Origin of the sequence: Sphingobium sp. ZW T5_29, assembly GCF_044987515.1 — a bacterium.
In the GTDB taxonomy this organism is placed as follows: Bacteria; Pseudomonadota; Alphaproteobacteria; order Sphingomonadales; family Sphingomonadaceae; genus Sphingobium.
This window is the reverse complement of the sequence record NZ_JBJDRM010000020.1, coordinates 1-15,101: the sequence shown is the minus strand read 5'-3', so window position 1 is coordinate 15,101 and position 15,101 is coordinate 1. Positions and strand designations below refer to the sequence as shown.

The following is a 15,101-nucleotide window of genomic DNA, read 5'->3' as shown; positions in this document are numbered from 1 at the left end:
GCGGTTCAGGCGCTCGTCAGCGCCGTCACATCCGCCGCATATCGGCGGCCGACTGGCAGTTCGGCGCCCCCATGCAGAATGACTACCAGTGCGCCGCATGATTTGCGTTTCACGGCCTGGATGCGCTGCTTATGGCAAAGGGCCGAACGATGCACCCTGATGAATCCGCTCGATTTAAGCCTGTCCTCCAGCGACGAAAGCGAACTTCGTAGCAGGCCACCCGACTCGGCAGCATGGGCGTAGACATAGTTGCCCTGCGCTTCGAGCCAATCGATGTCATCGACGGAGAGGGGGATCGATCGCTTGTTGCGCTGAACCCAGATAGTGGGACTTGCCTCCACTTCCGGCTTCACTTCAGCAGCCTTCGGCGCTTCGACAGCTGCCTTCTTCGTCGATGAGATCAGCGCGATTCCACTCAGGAAATAGCCGCTCCAGACCAAGATCCATCCGCCGTGATCAGCAAAGCCGAAGGAGCCGGGATCGGTCAGATCATCATACATGATCCGTAGGAGCAGCAATGCCGCAGAAGCCGCGATCGTGCTGATGATGGGCCAGAAAAGCGGGCGTTTCACGCCCAGGCCCATCCGGCGCCCTGTCCATGCAGCCGCGAAAAGGAATAGCATCGCGCCGCAAAAGGTCATCACCAGGCGCTTGGGACTGAAAAGGTCGATCGAGGTGGGCGGGAAAAAGACCGACCTGACTGAGAAGATCACATAAGTGCTTCCCCAGAACAGGATGGCGAAAAGTGCTGCGGTCTGCGCTTCCGCCAGCGGCTTGCCACGGGACATGGTAAGCAGCCCTTGCCGGTCGTCGCCGGAACGTCGTTTATCAAATGGGCGATACGCGCGCACAACCGCTCCCTTCACCTTGCGGTTATAGCACCAGCTCTCCCCAGCGTTGACACTCTTTAGGATTAGGATGGCAGCTTCCGCTTGCCGCCGCGTTGGCCATTGCTGCCGCCAGATGAGCTCAGCCTTCAGGGATTTGAAGAACGTTTCGACAGAGGCATTGTCGTAGCAATTATCCTTGCCGCTCATTGACGGACGCAGGCCGTAGGCCTGCAATTTCTTCTGATAGTCATAGGAACAATATTGGCTGCCGCCATCCGAAACGAAGTTCAGCGCAGCTAATGGAAAAGGCAGCTCTCTGGTGGGTGACACCGACACAATCCCCAGTTAATTGGGCGGTCCATTCGGATCTCGTCTGGCGGCCCCATAGTCAGCAGGTCAACGAAGGCGGGAGATTCGGAGCCAAAAGCGCGAAGCCGCGTTCTTTCGCGATGGCCGATGCCGATCCTCTCCGGCCGGACACTCCGGCCGTCCAGAAGCCGCTTCCCTATGGGTTCGCGAGCGGCATTGGTCACACCTTGTCCCGCACGCGCGAACGATGGGGCACGCTTCCGCTACCGGTACGCATCCTACTGTGGATCGTCGCGATCATATTCGCCATCTGGCTGATCCTGTTCATCACCAAAGGGCGGTTCCTGAAGGAGCCGTTCGAACGCACATTGTCCAGTCGGCTTGAGCGCCAGGTTCGCGTGGGAGGTGACTTCCAACTCTACTTCGCGCCGTTCAACATAAGGTTCCGTGCAGAGCGGATGACGATCGCGAACGTTTCTTGGGCAAGTCGCCCTGATTTTTTCCGCGCCGACCTCATCGACACGCGGATTGCTCCGTTTAGCCTCATCTTCGGAGAGAAATATCGTGTGCGATGGCTCGAACTCCGTAATGCGGCAACTGACCTCGAATGGTCCAGCGACGGCCGGAACAACACATGGACTTTTGGCGATCCCAACAAAAAAGGCGAGCCACTCGACCTGCCGTTGATCCGCCGAGCGTTGCTGGCCGGCACGACCCTGCGGTATCGCGACCCGCGTATGCAGCTCAACGCCGATATCGGTTTCGAGACCGTAAAGGCGCAGGATACACGCTTTTCCAGCGATGTGCGCTTTTCGGGCGATGGCACCATGCGGCAACGTCCCTTCACCTTGCGCGGCGGCCTTTTGTCTCCCAACGCGACGGTCACGGGCGGCAAGAACAGCCTTGCCCTGCATGCGCAGGCGGGCGCCACCGTGCTGGAGGTGAGCGGCACGCTGCCCGGTGCGACCGAGATTGAGGGCGCGGACCTTCGTCTCGTCACCCAAGGCCCCAATCTTGCTTTTCTATTCGATTTCCTCGGCGTCGCCATTCCCGAAACACGCGCCTATCGCTTTACCTCCGCGCTTACCAAGCAAGGCGGCGAATGGCGTTTCACGCATCTTAAAGGCCGCTTCGGAGACAGCGACCTGGCCGGGCGCATGACCGTATCGCTTCCTGATAACCGTCTGCTGCTGAACGCTTCGCTGGCTACTCAAACGCTCGATATCGTCGATGTCGGCCCCTTCATCGGCTACGATCCCCAGAAACTGGAAACTCAAGGCGCGAAAGGGACGATCGTGACTGTCGGCGGCGCTCCGCGCGTACTTCCCGATGCCCCGCTGCGGGTCAAGGCGCTCCGCAATTTCGACGCGAACGTGGAATATAATGTGCGCCGCGTCCGCGCCGAGAATCTGCCCATTGCCAATATCGCGCTGAAGCTGGCGCTTGAGCGCAGCCTGATCACGCTTTCGCCTCTCACCTTCGATATGACGGGCGGACATGTGAGTTCTGACATTAAAATTAACGCGCGAGGCGCTCCCGTCCGCACGGCCTACGATATCCGTCTGTCGCCCACGCCCATGGGCAAGCTTTTGGGGCGCTGGGGCGTTGAAGAATCCGGCACGACGGGCACAGTCAAGGCTCGCGTACAGATGACTGGCCTGGGTGACACGCTGCACGATTCGCTCGGCACATCCAACGGCCGTATCGCGGTGATCCTGCCCGCGGGGTCCATGTGGGCGCGTAATGTCCAGCTTTCTGAGCTCGACATAGGCACGTTCATCACCAAGATGTTCGCGGGAAAGCTTAAAAAGCCGGTCCAGATTAATTGCGGCCTGATCGCTTTCACCGTGCGCAATGGTGTGGCGGCGGCTGATCCCATCATCATCGACACGGCAAAGAACGTGATGGTCGGACGGGGTGGCTTTTCGTTCCGCAACGAAAGCCTGGACCTGGCTTTTCGAGCGGATGGTAAGAAGTTCAGCTTGTTTTCCGGTCAGTCCCCCGTGGGCATCAAAGGCTATTTCGCGAAACCCAGCATTGACGTGATCAGCCCCGAATTGATCGCGCGAGGCGGGGTGGGCGCTGCCCTTGGCATTGGTGCTACTCCGCTGGCAGGAATCCTCGCCTTTGTCGACATTGGCGACGCGAAGAGCGCAGCTTGCGGACCAGTACTTGCGGGGGCAACCGCCGCCGCTCAGCGCACCAAGGGCGGTGCGCCTCGTGACGACGTCGGGCGCGGCACCACGGCCAAGGATGAGGCGGGCAAAGAAAGCAAGGACGAGAAAAAGAGCCAGGAGAAAAAATTTCTGGGCATCTTCTGATTCACTGGAACGTGAAGTGGGGACAGGGAATGACTGACGAGCAAGTCCGAAGGCCGCGCCACCTCTGATTAATGGACAACCGAACTGTATAATATTCATCCTACTACGGCCGGCCGCCCGGATGAGCCGCACACCATCTTCCAAGAGCGACCCTTCCTGGACGCTCAGGCGCCATTTTTCTGTCGCGAGGTCCAGTCGGTCTGCTTTTTCCTCTTAGGGACCAAGGCTGGCCGATTCCCGCCTATCGGCTTAGGAACAAGAGTTTCAGAACGGATGCCATGCCCCGGCAGATGACCCGGCCGTGCCGCGCCCTGCCTGGGTTAGACGACGCGCAAGTGGAAGTGCGCGCTACTCGCTCCCCCCCCGCTCAACGCTGGGAAGAGATATTTCCCCCGTCCACCACGATCTGAGCGGCGGTGATATAGCTCGCCTCGTCCGACAACAAGAAACGGACCACGCGCCCGATCTCCTCCGCCTCGCCCAGGCGGCCCAGGAGGATGCGCTTTTCAAAATGACCGGGTGCCAGCACATCGACGACCGGGCGGGTCATCGGCGTAATAATTTGCCCAGGCGAAAGCGAATTAATGCGGATGCCATCCTGCGCCAGCCTGTCCGCCAGAGAGCGGACCAGCGACAGCACGCCACCCTTCCCCGCCGTGTAGACAGGGTTGATCGCATTGCCGAGCGTCGCGTTGATCGATGCGGCCGCGACAATGGCTGACCCGGGCCGGCTTGCCAACTCAGGTAGGAATGCCTTTATGAGGAAGGGCAGCGCGCGGAGATGGACCGCGATACCGCAGTCCCAGCTTTCCTCAGTCAGGCCATCCAGTCCCTCTTGATCGACCACACCTGCGCAATGAACTAGCCCTCCGATGTTGGGCATTTGTGCCAGCGTTTCCGCGGCACAGTCGGTTATTGCCTTAAGATCGCGCACGTCGCAGCGCAGGCCCAGCGTCTCTACGTCGAATTGCGCCGCGATCTCCGCCGCCGCCTGTTCTGCACGCTCGGCATTCAGGTCCCACAGCACGACAGGGCGGCCGACCGCCGCCAGCGCCCGCGCCGATGCGAAGCCCAGGCCGGATGCGCCGCCGGTTATTACAACGCCCGTCGAGGGCGACCCCAATTTGGGACTAATATCAACCATCATATTCCGTATCCTTTCTGTTGACCGTATTTCAGCTGCCTTGGGCGCTTTGCGCCGTTGGCTGCGTCAGATAAGCGTGAGACTGATCGGCTAGAGGAAACCCCATCGTTGCGCCGTCCGCGCAGCCGGGATCAAAATGTGGCGAATCAGCACCTCATATTTGCGGCTGAAGGACACAGGCTCGGGTCGCTCGACCGGGAAGGGCAGGCTCGCCATGTCGTCGCGCGCCAGTCCGTCGGCAAGAATCTTGCCCATCAAGGGCGCCATGACATTGCCCCAGGCGTTGAAATACATCAGCCCGAAAATGCCTTTGCCAAGCTCGAACACGCCGGGGAACTGCGCCTTCCGCAAGGCAACCCGTCCCGTCCAATAATCCTCCATCTCGATTCTCATGCCGCGCGTTTCCGGCCAGATGCGATGCAGCCAGCGCAATTGTGACTGGAAATGCCATGACGCGTCATGGGCTCCGCCGACCCGCGGGATCGATGAAAGGATGAGGCGGCCATGGCGATCGCGGACCATCGGATTGAGATCGATCGGCGCCTGCGCAAAAGTGCCGCCACCAGGGAGAATATGGTCCAGCGCCCCGGCTGGCAGCGGCCTGGTGGTGAGGGCATAGGCGGTCAGCGGATAAAAGGCTTTCCGGAATGCGGGTTCGATCCCTGTCGGATAGGCATTGGTGCAGAACACAATGCGATCCGCCAGCACGCTGCCCGCCCGCGTGCGGATGCGCCAGCACTCACCTGCCCGCTCCAGCGCCAGCGCCTCGCTATCGCCATGAATACGCGCCCCGAGCCGGGCAGCCACTGCGACCATGCCATTGGTGAAGAGATAGGGATTGATACGGCCGCCATCTTCGAACAGCACGCCATAAGAATAGGCGGCCGATCCGGTACGGGCCTTCATGTCATCCCCTGACATGCGGACCAGCTTTTGCAGGCCATGGTCTTCCAGATAGGAAAATTCCCGCAGGAATCCTTTAAAGGCCCGCCGGGTCTTCATCCCGTTGATGTAGCCGGAGCGGACGGCATCGCAGTCGATCGCATAGCGGCCAGCCAGATCGAAGGGGATGGTGTGATGTTCGCGGAACAGCTTCAGAAATCGCCGCCCCTCGTCCGGAAAGCGACGGAACACACGCATGTCCCGCAGGATCGGGAGGACATGCCCGGCGTTGCGGCCCGATGCTCCCCAGCCGGGCTGGCGTGCCTCCAGCACGGTGACTGAAATACCCGCTTCTGCTAGATGCAGCGCGAGGGATGACCCCGCAAGGCCAGCGCCGATGACGGCGACATCGGTGGAAACCGCTTCCGTCAGCGCGGGCCAGTTGGGCGCGAGACCTTGCGGCTTGGTCCAGCCACTGGCGGATATCGGAATCTCGCCCCGTTCGAAGACGGCTTTGTTCTGCATCTACTCAATCTCCAGGGAAATTCTGTCAGTTCGCGCGCGCTGCCATGGCCGCCACGAACGGAGCACTGCGGCAGAAAAGCGAGGCGATGCTCGCCACCAGGGTCAGGGTGCCAAGGCAGAAGACCGGCAGGGCATAGCCCCCGCTTGCCTCATAGGCCCAGCCGACCGCGACCGGCGCCAGTGCGCCAACAAAGCCGTTAATGGTGAAGATGATCCCCAACATCGCGGGGTAGGCGCGCTGGCCGATCATCTCTGTCAGCAGCATGGATCCCGCCTGAGCTGGCAAACCGGCCATGCTGCCCCAGAGCATGATGAAAAGCGCGATCGCCGTCCGGCCCTGCCACAGAGGGTCGCCGCCGACCCCCAGCAAGGCTAGCGTACCCCCTGCCTGCAAGGCGAGGATGACGGGCAGGAGGATGCGGGCGCTGATCCGGTCGGAGGTCAGTCCGCCGATCAGGAGTCCCGGTAGGCTCATGAAATTGGCGACGCTGTAGACGGTGACCGCGTCCGCCTGATCGAAGCCGCTGTGCCGAAGATAGGCGATCAGGTTGAAAAGAACGGCATTCAAGGACAATTGGCTGATCGTGAGGACGATGGCCAGCAACCAGTAGCCTGGCCTCCTCAGAGCTTGTTCTCTTGTCAGACCGAGGTTCTCCGCACCATCTCCGTCGGAGGCGCCGCATCGGCTGCACGGAAGTACATACACCAGCCCTGCACATATCACGCCCGCCGCCGCGCCGATGGTCCAGAATGTCTCGCGCCAGCCCAATGCCGCGATCAGCCGCCCGCTGATCATCGGCATGGTCGCACTGGCAAGCGCGCAACCGCCGATGAAGAGCGCAATGGCCAGCCCCCTGTGCCGGTGGAAGCTCTGCGCGATGACCGCGATGCCCGGCACGATCGTGGCCATGCCGACACCAAGGCCCGCCAGCGCCATCGCCGCCATGAAGAACGTTAAAGTCCCGGTGAAGCCTGCCGCGACCCAGCCGCAAACCGCCATGCCAACACCAAAGGCAAACAGCCGCCGGATGCCGACTGCCCGCATCGCCCGGCCAACGAACAGATTGCCCGCGCTCATGCCGAGCAGCAGCGCTACCGGCCCCGCGCCCATTTCGGCTTCATCCCAGCGGAAAAGGGGCTGCATCACAGACATATAGACGGTGAGCGACGTCAGCATGCCGCCAATCAGGAGGAAGCCGATGACGGACAGAACCACCATCACCCCCCACGGATCCGAGCCAAGGGGGACACTGCCTTTGCCGTACTTCACCATGTATTTCCTTCATTCCGATTGTGGCATCGGGCGATTTGCTCTTGAGTCTGTTGGCCGCGGCTCGATAAGAGGGCGCATGACACGCGGCAGCATTCGCCCTGGTGGGCGCACGGAAAGGGTCAGGCAGACGGTTGCCGCCACCGTCTTGCAGTTCATCAAGAACGGCGAGACCGAGTTCACGATGCAGGACGTCGCGGAGCATGCGGGCATTGCGCGCTCGACCCTTTACGCCCGCTGGGCCACGCGCGAAGCGTTGATCGTCGAAGCGCTGACGGCGCATAATGCGACGTTTCGGGTGAAACCGCGTGCCGACTGGCGCGAGCATCTGCAGGTCATTGCCATCGCCTTTCGCGACTTTTCGGCGCGGCCCGACGAAATCGCCATCAACGGCTTGGTCGCCCATCTTGGCTCCGGCTTCGTGAATGAGGAAACGCTGCGCCAGTGGCGCGCGATCGCCGAAGAGATGGTCGGCCCACTCGATGTCGCCAAGCAAGAGGGCAAGATCCGTGCGGAAGTGAACACGCTGATGGTGATCACGACCCTGTTCACTTCGATCGCGGGCCTGATCGTGATCGCCAAGGACCAGCCGTCCGATGCCTATGTGCGCCAACTTGTCGACCTGCTCATTGCCGGTTGCGAAGCATGAGGGGCCGCGATGAGCGCCGCCCCGTCCCGGTAGAGCGTCAATAGCTGAGCTTTGCGTCCACGCCGAAAGTCCGCTTCTTCTTGAAGGAGGCGCTGCCATAGCCAAGACTGCCGAAGTCGATGCCGAAATCGATATTGCGGTCGTTGGTCAGATTGTCGCCCCAGAAGCCCAGGTCCAGCCTGCCACCGCCGACCGCAATATCGCTCAGCGAGATACGGGCGCGCAGATTATGGTCCGGGCGTGATCGGATATCGCGATTGAAGGGATTGATCCGGTCCAGCGTGAACCAGTAGACGGTGCTGCGATAGGAATAGTCGGCACGCAGCGACAAGGTGCCGATGCCGAATTCGTGGTCATATTGCGCGCCAACATGGGTGTTTAACTTGGCGGTCTGTGACATGCGTGCTTCGGAGGCGACGTTGATCACCGCGTCGGTGATGGGATCGCGGTAGAGATAGCTCTTATATTTGGGTGAGGTATAGCCAACCGAACCATCGATCGTCAGGCCAGGGACAGGGACGGCGGTGAGTTCGGCTTCCACCCCGCGATAGGCGACGCGACCTGCATTGGCGATGGTCGATGTTGCCCCGCCGGTACCCGCCAGAAATTGCGGGATCTGCAGATTTTTATAATCCACATAGAAGGCCGACAGATTGGTCCGCAGGCGGCGATCAAACCATTCGGCCTTCACGCCGGCTTCATACGATATGGCCTTTTCCGGCGCGAAGATGTTGATCTCCGAAGCGGACGGATTGATGCCGCCCGCGCGGTAGCCGCTCGATACGCGGGCATAGGTCATCAAGTCCTGACGCAGCTTGTAATTGGCGGAGATCAGCCAAGAGAAGTTATTATAGGATACCTGACCGTCGAGGTTGGGCTGCACATCACCGGCAAGCGTCAGCCATTTCCTGTCCTTTGTATAACGAGCGCCGCCGGTCAGTTCCAGATCGCTGCTTGGCGAATAGCTGAGCTGGCCGAAAACGGCATAGGAACGTGCCTTGCCATGAAATGCCTGGAGTGGCGAAAGATTTACACCCGCATCGCCCCCGGGAAGCACGAAGGTCAACTGTTGATAATTGGCTTCGGATGACTTTTCATGAAAATAGAAGGCGCCGCCGACATATTTGAACGCCCCGGCTTCGCCCAGCAACTGCACTTCCTGAGAAAACTGACGCTGACGCTGCGTAGTGTAGCCGTCATAGGGCGTCACCGGCTGGACTCCGGTGGGCAGGACGGTGCCGTCGACGAACAGCAGCGGGCTCAAGGTGAAGCCAAGCAACTGTCCGTTGCCCGACAGGCCGTTGGCGCCATCCTGGCGATAGGCGCGATAGGCCGTGATCGATTTGATCGCGAGGGCGGGCATAAGCTGATAATTGAGCGTCAGGGCATGGCCGTAGACCCGCGCCTTGACGCTGAAGGTTGGGTTACCATTGAGGTCCATGGCCGGTTGTTGTTCACCCCGGCGCAGTCCTTCTGGCCCGATCTGAAATGCTGAACCGCCGAGAGCTTGGGAACTTCCATAATAGGTACGAACATCATCTGTTGCATTGATGACCTGGAAGAAGGTCGGGGCGCCTTCACGGACATTATAATCGAAACCGTAATTGACGGTTAGCTTGCCGAAATCACCCTGGACAGCAGCGGTGACGGCATCGCTGTTGAGGGCGCCGGGGTCCTTGCTCGACGGAGCCAGGCTATTGTCGAAATAGCCGTTTTTCTGCCGATGCATGTAGGAGACCGTAGCTTTGATCGGCATGTTGCCGATCAGGCCGGTGTCGAACCGCGCGCGGGCGAACCAGTCGTCGAACGTGCCATAACCCGCTTTCCCCTCAAAGCCCGGATCGTCGGTGGGCTTGCGGCTGACGAGCTGGATCGCGCCGCCCACACTGTTGCGTCCGAACAGCGTGCCCTGGGGGCCGCGCAGCACTTCGATGCGCTCCAGATCGACCAGGTCAAAGATCGCCCCGGCCGATCGCGCGATATAGACGCCGTCGAGGTAGATGCCGACGCCCTGTTCCGACACTGCACTGGGCGACGCGTTGCCGATGCCGCGAATGAATACCGACGCGGCGGTGATCGACGCGGGCTGCGCGCTGATGCCAAGATTCGGGGTGAATTGCGCCGTCGCCACCACATCGCGGATATTAAGCTTGTCTAGCATTTCGCCGGTCAGGGCGGTCACGGCCACCGGTGTTTCCTGAAGATTTTCGCGCGTCCGCCGCGCAGTCACGACAATGGTGCCGAGCTGAGCATCGGCCTGGAGCACCGGCTTTTCCGCCTGCGTTTCCGCCGCCCCAGCCGTATCGCAAATCGCGCTCAACGCCGCGCCAGAAAGCAACAAATTGCGCGATAAACGCCGTAACATCATGACATTCCCCTCTCTTTGCGTAGCCGGTTCGGCTTATCACTCCTGATTCTTTGCATGCTGACACAGAGTTTCTGCACAAACAAGACATTGTGTAGTGTTTGTGCCCGAGCTATACGATCGCGTTGCCGTCGCTGATCGCGCCCGGCGCCCGCAGGTCACGGAAAAAAGGAGAGGGAAGACATGTCCGATACCGATGCCGCCGCCAGCTATGGCTATTGCGAGGCACGCATCGCTGGCCGCATCCTATTTTGCTCAGGCCAGATCGGCATAGAGGTCGACGGCAGCGTGCCGCCCGACCCGTCCCGCCAGTATGAGCTGGCCTTCACCGCGCTGGGGGAGGTTCTGCGCCGCCATGGATGCGGTGCTGGCGATATCGTGGATCTCACCTCTTTCCATGTCGGCTATCCCGCGCACATGGACGGTTTCATAGCCGCGAAGTCCGCGTTCATGCAGGGCGAGAACACCTGCTGGACTGCGATCGGCGTCAGCGCGCTGGGCCATCCCGGCTCGATCGTCGAGATCAAGGCCGTCGCCCTGCTGCCACACGCCTTATAGCGCCCACTTTCCCCCGCATTTCCATTCCTCTCCTCTTGGAGCGACCACATGCAATCAGGCACGGAATTTGACTATATTATCGTGGGCGCGGGATCGGCGGGATGCGTTCTTGCCAACCGGCTTTCCGCCGATCCGCACGTTCGGGTCCTCCTCCTCGAAGCGGGCGGGCGCGATCGCAACCCCCTGATCCATATTCCAGCCGGTTTCTTCCCGATGCTGCAAGGTGGGATGGCAAGCTGGCACTATCAGACCACGCCCCAGCGGTATCTCGACAATCGCATTTTGGCTGATGCGCGGGGCAAGGTGCTCGGCGGCAGCAGTTCCATCAACGGCATGTGCTATAGCCGTGGCAGTCCCGAGATTTTCGACCATTGGGCGAGCCTCGGCAACAGCGGCTGGTCCTATGAAGAGGTGCTCCCCTATTTCACGCGCGCCGAGTGCAGTGCCCATGGCGAAGACCATTTCCATGGCGGCAGCGGCCCCTTACCGGTGACGCGCGCGGAGATCCGCAACTCCGGCCAGCGGGCGTGGATCGAAGCCGCGCAGCAGGCTGGCTATCCCTATAGCGACGATCATAATGGCGCGGCGCCAGAAGGATATGGGCCCTCTGAACATACCATCCGCAACGGCCGTCGGATGAGCACCGCCGTTGCCTATCTGCATCCGGTGGGGGGGCGGCGAAACCTCACCGTCTGCACAAGAGCGCATGTTACCCGCCTGCTCTTGAGCGGCCAGCGCGCTGTCGGCGTCGAATATCGACAGGGCGGGGAGACCCGCCAGGTCCACGCCGCCCGCGAAGTGATCGTGAGCGGGGGCACATTCCAGTCCGCCCAGTTGCTGATGCTGTCCGGCATTGGCGAAGGCGATCATCTGAAATCGCTTGGGATCAACACCGTCATCGACCTCAAGGGCGTCGGCCAGAATCTCCATGACCATATCGGCACGCAGGTCCAGATCGGCTGTCCTGAGCCCGTCTCCGATTATAAATTCGCGACCAGTCCGGTGCGTATGGCGGCGGCAGCCTTGCGCTACATGGTTACGCGCGGCGGCCCGCTGGCGAGCAGCGGCACCGATGCGGTTGCCTATCTGCGCTCGGGCGCGCCGGGGCATGATGAACTCGACCTCAAATATTATTTCCTACCGATGCTGCTGGGCGCGGGCGGCAGGCCGGTGCGCGAGCATGGCTTCACCAAGCTGGTGATCCTCACCCGGCCGGAAAGCCGGGGCGAATTGAAACTGCGCTCCGCGGATCCCACGGACCAGCCGCTCATAAATGCTAATTATCTTGCAGAGGAACGGGATCGGGATGCACTGCGCCGGGGCATCCGGATCGCGCGCGAGATTTTGGCGCAGCCCGCCTATGCCCGTTTTCGGGGACAGGAATATGCGCCCGGCGATGCCTGCGTGAGCGACGCTGATCTGGACGCTTTTTTCCGCAGCACCTGCAACGTCAATTATGAAGCGGTCGGAACCTGCCGCATGGGGCAAGATGCGCTTGCTGTCGTGGATGCGCGGCTGCAGGTACATGGGATGGAGGGGCTGCGGGTCGTCGATGGATCGGTCATGCCGCGCATCACCACTGGCGATCCCAACGCGACGATCATCATGATCGCGGAAAAGGCCGCCGACATGATCCTGGCCGGGGATTGAGGACGAAGGGAGAGATTATATGCATCGTCGGCGCAGGTAGAATACTTCACACAGGTCGAATGCCATTCAACTGAGCGTGTCGTTTTCTCTTGCGCATGACCAAGGCGAGGGGCGTCGTTCGAGATGCAGGTGGCCCTGCGAACTGACAAGCACGCGTGACTCGTAACGTCCGCTTTCAGGAACGGGCATTTTCTCCTTGAAGGGTCAGAAGGGGCGCAGAGCCGACGCGATATAGGTCCTGGCTCCTCGCGAGGGCAAGGAGCCAGGCAATCTCAGATTTCTGTGCCCTCTGCCAACGTGAGGGCGTCCTCGACATCCACACCCAGGTATCTCACTGTGCTTTCAATCTTCGTGTGCCCGAGCAGGATCTGGACGGCCCGGAGATTTCCGGTCGCCTTGTAGATGATCGATGCCTTGGTCCGCCGCAGGGAGTGGGTGCCATAATCCTCACTGGGTAAGCCAATTCCTTTGACCCACTCATCGACAAGGCGGGCATATTGCCGTGTGCTGATGTGGGCCGCGTGGTCGGTGCGGCTGGGGAAGGCGTAGTCCTCCAGGGATCCACCCCGGAGTTCGAGCCACTTGAGGAGGCTGGCGCGAGCATCGTCCATCAGCTCAAACTGAACTGGCCTTCCGGTCTTTTGCTGAACCACGGTGGCTCGCGTTCGAATTTTCCTATCACAAACTATGTCGCTGATTCGTAAGCGCTAAAACACCCCCACTCGGCGGCATTCAGGCGGCCTGATCGATGACGGCGCTGGCGGCGGCGCGGCTATCGACCCAGTTGTAGGGGAGCAGATCATCGATCGGATCTGCGTCGCCGCGCAGGACGATACGCGTGAGGACATCGGTTAGGTAGGCCTGAGGGTTGATGCCGCCCAGTTTGCACGTTTCGATGAGGCTGGCGAAGGTCGCCCAGTTTTCAGCCCCCAGGTCATGGCCTGTGAACAGGGCATTTTTCCGCTGGAGGGTAAGCGGCCTGATTGATCGCTCGACGGTGTTGTTGTCCAGCTCGATCCGCCCATCCTCAAGGAAGCGGACGAGGCCTTTCCAGTGGTTGAGGGTGTATCTGATGGCCTCGGCCGTGTTGGATCCTCGGGGCAGCTTGGGCAGCATCTCCTCGAGCCAGGGGCGCATGTCCGCGATAATCGAAGCGGATTCAACCTGGCGGATCGCCAACCTGTGTTCGGGGCTGGAACCTCGGATACGCGCCTCGATCTTGTAGAGGCTGGCGATCCGCCGCAGCGCCTCATCGGCGACCGGTGCGTTGCCACCCTTGGCATCGTCAAAGAAGCCACGCCTGACATGAGCCCAGCAGAAGGCGAGCGTTCCCGGGCCGCCTTTACGGTCCGGCGCTTCGATATGCTTATAGGCACCATAGCCGTCGCATTGGACGATGCCGGTGAAGTCGCCAAGCAACCTTTCCGCCCAGACTTTCCCGCGACCCGGCATGTAGGTGTAGACGACCGCCGGTGGATCGGTGCCGCCATGCGCCCCATCATCACAAGCGATCGCCCAGAGATATCCTGTCTTCACCTTGCCGGTGCCGGGCGCCAGGACCTTGGCGGTGGTCTCATCGACGAACAGCCTCGCGCCCGTCAGCAGTTCCGCTTTCATCCGGTTGGTCAGGCGGCCGAGCCAGGCGGCGGCTCGACCCGCCCAGTTGCACATGGTTCCCCGATCGATCTCGATGCCCTGACGCCGCAGCCCCTGTGCCTGCCGATAGAAGGGCATGTGATCGGCATATTTCTTGACGAGAACGTCGGCGATCAGCGCCTCGGTGGGCAGGCCGCCTGGCACCACATGCTTGGCCGCGGGCGCCTGGAACACGCCATCGCTGCAGGCGCGGCACGCCATTTTCGGACGGGACGTCACGATCACGAGATACTGGACCGGGATGACATCGAGCCGGCTCGATATGTCGCTGTCTATGCAGTGCAGCGCGCCTCCGCAGCAGGGACATTCCTTTTCGTCTGGAAGGATCACTTCCTCAACGCGGGTCAGATGCGCCGGCAGCGACCCCCGCGCCGTCCCGCTTTCCCTTCGCGTCCGTTCCTTCTTCTGGCCTGCCGCCTGCTCTCCAAGCGCCTCCAGTTCAGCACGGGCAACATCGAGATCATCGAAGGCAAGCGCCAACTGATCTTCGCTCAGCTTTTCCGACCGTTTCCCGAATGTCGTGCGGGTGATCTGGTCGATGATGTGCTGCATCCGAGCTTCACGCTCGAGGCCGGCCAGGACCATCGCCTTAAGCATGGCGACATCGTCAGGAAGGTCGGCTGCGGTGGCGGACATGCCCCATTTCTGGCGATTTTCGGGCGATCCGCAATGGTATTTCGATCAGGGGAATCAGGCGTGCGACCTATCGCGTCGTCACCGGAGCCTGAGTGCGCGGCGTGTGCATTTTCGACCATTGCAGCCCTTCGAACAAGGCTGACGCTTGCGATGCCGACAGCCGCATCACACCATCGTGCGCCCGGGGCCAATGAAAGCCTCCGGTCTGCAAGACCTTGCTCACAAGTACCAGGCCAGTGCCGTCCCAGACCAGCAGCTTGATCCTGTTCGCCCGCTTCGAGCGGAAGATGAAGACCACCCCCGAGA

At 61.1% G+C, this 15,101-nt stretch carries 11 protein-coding genes and 2 pseudogenes; 4 read left to right on the top strand and 9 right to left on the bottom strand.

Annotated features, from left to right (window positions below; genetic code table 11):
* Nucleotides 1-5 precede the first annotated feature (5 nt).
* Both ACI3KQ_RS15105 and ACI3KQ_RS15100 read right to left on the bottom strand, forming a co-directional pair.
* Nucleotides 6-500 carry a LytTR family DNA-binding domain-containing protein gene (locus ACI3KQ_RS15105; protein WP_404959070.1) on the bottom strand — a complete coding sequence of 165 codons (495 nt, stop codon included), beginning with the start codon at nt 498-500 and terminating at the stop codon, nt 6-8.
* Between the two features lie 417 nt (nt 501-917).
* Nucleotides 918-1,109: pseudogene (locus tag ACI3KQ_RS15100) on the bottom strand (IS3 family transposase); the annotation flags it as partial.
* Between the two features lie 170 nt (nt 1,110-1,279).
* Here ACI3KQ_RS15100 and ACI3KQ_RS15095 point away from each other — a divergent pair.
* Nucleotides 1,280-3,460, top strand: coding sequence for an AsmA family protein (locus ACI3KQ_RS15095; protein ID WP_404959030.1), 2,181 nt, complete (start codon nt 1,280-1,282; stop codon nt 3,458-3,460).
* Nucleotides 3,461-3,827: 367 nt separating this feature from the next.
* Here the strand turns inward: ACI3KQ_RS15095 and ACI3KQ_RS15090 are convergent, their stop codons facing one another.
* The 3 genes from ACI3KQ_RS15090 to ACI3KQ_RS15080 all read right to left on the bottom strand — a co-directional run bounded on the left by ACI3KQ_RS15090 (nt 3,828) and on the right by ACI3KQ_RS15080 (nt 7,230).
* The gene (locus tag ACI3KQ_RS15090; RefSeq protein WP_247234385.1) at nt 3,828-4,607 is read right to left on the bottom strand and encodes an SDR family NAD(P)-dependent oxidoreductase; all 780 of its coding nucleotides are present in this window, start codon (nt 4,605-4,607) and stop codon (nt 3,828-3,830) included.
* Between the two features lie 87 nt (nt 4,608-4,694).
* Nucleotides 4,695-6,011 carry an FAD-binding oxidoreductase gene (locus ACI3KQ_RS15085; RefSeq protein WP_247234387.1) on the bottom strand — a complete coding sequence of 439 codons (1,317 nt, stop codon included), beginning with the start codon at nt 6,009-6,011 and terminating at the stop codon, nt 4,695-4,697.
* A gap of 25 nt (nt 6,012-6,036) precedes the next feature.
* Entirely contained in the window at nt 6,037-7,230 is a 1,194-nt protein-coding gene (locus ACI3KQ_RS15080; RefSeq protein ID WP_404959028.1) for an MFS transporter, read from the bottom strand.
* A gap of 130 nt (nt 7,231-7,360) precedes the next feature.
* On the opposite strand from ACI3KQ_RS15080, the gene ACI3KQ_RS15075 reads away from it, so the two are divergent.
* Nucleotides 7,361-7,930: a TetR/AcrR family transcriptional regulator gene (locus ACI3KQ_RS15075; protein WP_247234391.1), complete on the top strand. Its 570-nt coding sequence runs from the start codon at nt 7,361-7,363 to the stop codon at nt 7,928-7,930.
* A gap of 37 nt (nt 7,931-7,967) precedes the next feature.
* Here ACI3KQ_RS15075 and ACI3KQ_RS15070 read toward each other — a convergent pair whose 3' ends face one another.
* Nucleotides 7,968-10,250 carry a TonB-dependent receptor gene (locus ACI3KQ_RS15070; protein WP_404959025.1) on the bottom strand — a complete coding sequence of 761 codons (2,283 nt, stop codon included), beginning with the start codon at nt 10,248-10,250 and terminating at the stop codon, nt 7,968-7,970.
* A 228-nt stretch (nt 10,251-10,478) separates the two neighbouring features.
* Between ACI3KQ_RS15070 and ACI3KQ_RS15065 the strand changes: the two genes are divergently transcribed.
* Nucleotides 10,479-10,853: a RidA family protein gene (locus ACI3KQ_RS15065; protein ID WP_097093752.1), complete on the top strand. Its 375-nt coding sequence runs from the start codon at nt 10,479-10,481 to the stop codon at nt 10,851-10,853.
* Nucleotides 10,854-10,901: 48 nt separating this feature from the next.
* Entirely contained in the window at nt 10,902-12,503 is a 1,602-nt protein-coding gene (locus tag ACI3KQ_RS15060) for a GMC family oxidoreductase (RefSeq protein ID WP_404959023.1), read from the top strand.
* Between the two features lie 272 nt (nt 12,504-12,775).
* Here the strand turns inward: ACI3KQ_RS15060 and ACI3KQ_RS15055 are convergent.
* The 3 genes and pseudogenes from ACI3KQ_RS15055 to tnpB all read right to left on the bottom strand — a co-directional run.
* Nucleotides 12,776-13,210: pseudogene (locus ACI3KQ_RS15055) on the bottom strand (tyrosine-type recombinase/integrase); the annotation flags it as partial.
* Between the two features lie 25 nt (nt 13,211-13,235).
* Entirely contained in the window at nt 13,236-14,795 is a 1,560-nt protein-coding gene (gene tnpC / locus ACI3KQ_RS15050; protein WP_404959021.1) for an IS66 family transposase, read from the bottom strand.
* A gap of 67 nt (nt 14,796-14,862) precedes the next feature.
* The coding region (gene tnpB / locus ACI3KQ_RS15045) for an IS66 family insertion sequence element accessory protein TnpB (RefSeq protein WP_404959018.1) at nt 14,863-15,101 on the bottom strand (239 nt) is incomplete at its 5' end.

Excerpts from the sequence above, each read along its gene's own strand:
- ACI3KQ_RS15095 (WP_404959030.1), top strand. The coding sequence starts at position 1,280 with ATGGCCGATGCCGATCCTCTCCGGCCGGACACTCCGGCCGTCCAGAAG.
- tnpC (WP_404959021.1), bottom strand. The coding sequence starts at position 14,795 with ATGTCCGCCACCGCAGCCGACCTTCCTGACGATGTCGCCATGCTTAAG.
- ACI3KQ_RS15080 (WP_404959028.1), bottom strand. The coding sequence starts at position 7,230 with ATGGTGGTTCTGTCCGTCATCGGCTTCCTCCTGATTGGCGGCATGCTG.
- ACI3KQ_RS15065 (WP_097093752.1), top strand. The coding sequence starts at position 10,479 with ATGTCCGATACCGATGCCGCCGCCAGCTATGGCTATTGCGAGGCACGC.
- ACI3KQ_RS15085 (WP_247234387.1), bottom strand. The coding sequence starts at position 6,011 with ATGCAGAACAAAGCCGTCTTCGAACGGGGCGAGATTCCGATATCCGCC.
- ACI3KQ_RS15105 (WP_404959070.1), bottom strand. The coding sequence starts at position 500 with ATGTATGATGATCTGACCGATCCCGGCTCCTTCGGCTTTGCTGATCAC.
- ACI3KQ_RS15075 (WP_247234391.1), top strand. The coding sequence starts at position 7,361 with ATGACACGCGGCAGCATTCGCCCTGGTGGGCGCACGGAAAGGGTCAGG.
- ACI3KQ_RS15090 (WP_247234385.1), bottom strand. The coding sequence starts at position 4,607 with ATGATGGTTGATATTAGTCCCAAATTGGGGTCGCCCTCGACGGGCGTT.
- ACI3KQ_RS15060 (WP_404959023.1), top strand. The coding sequence starts at position 10,902 with ATGCAATCAGGCACGGAATTTGACTATATTATCGTGGGCGCGGGATCG.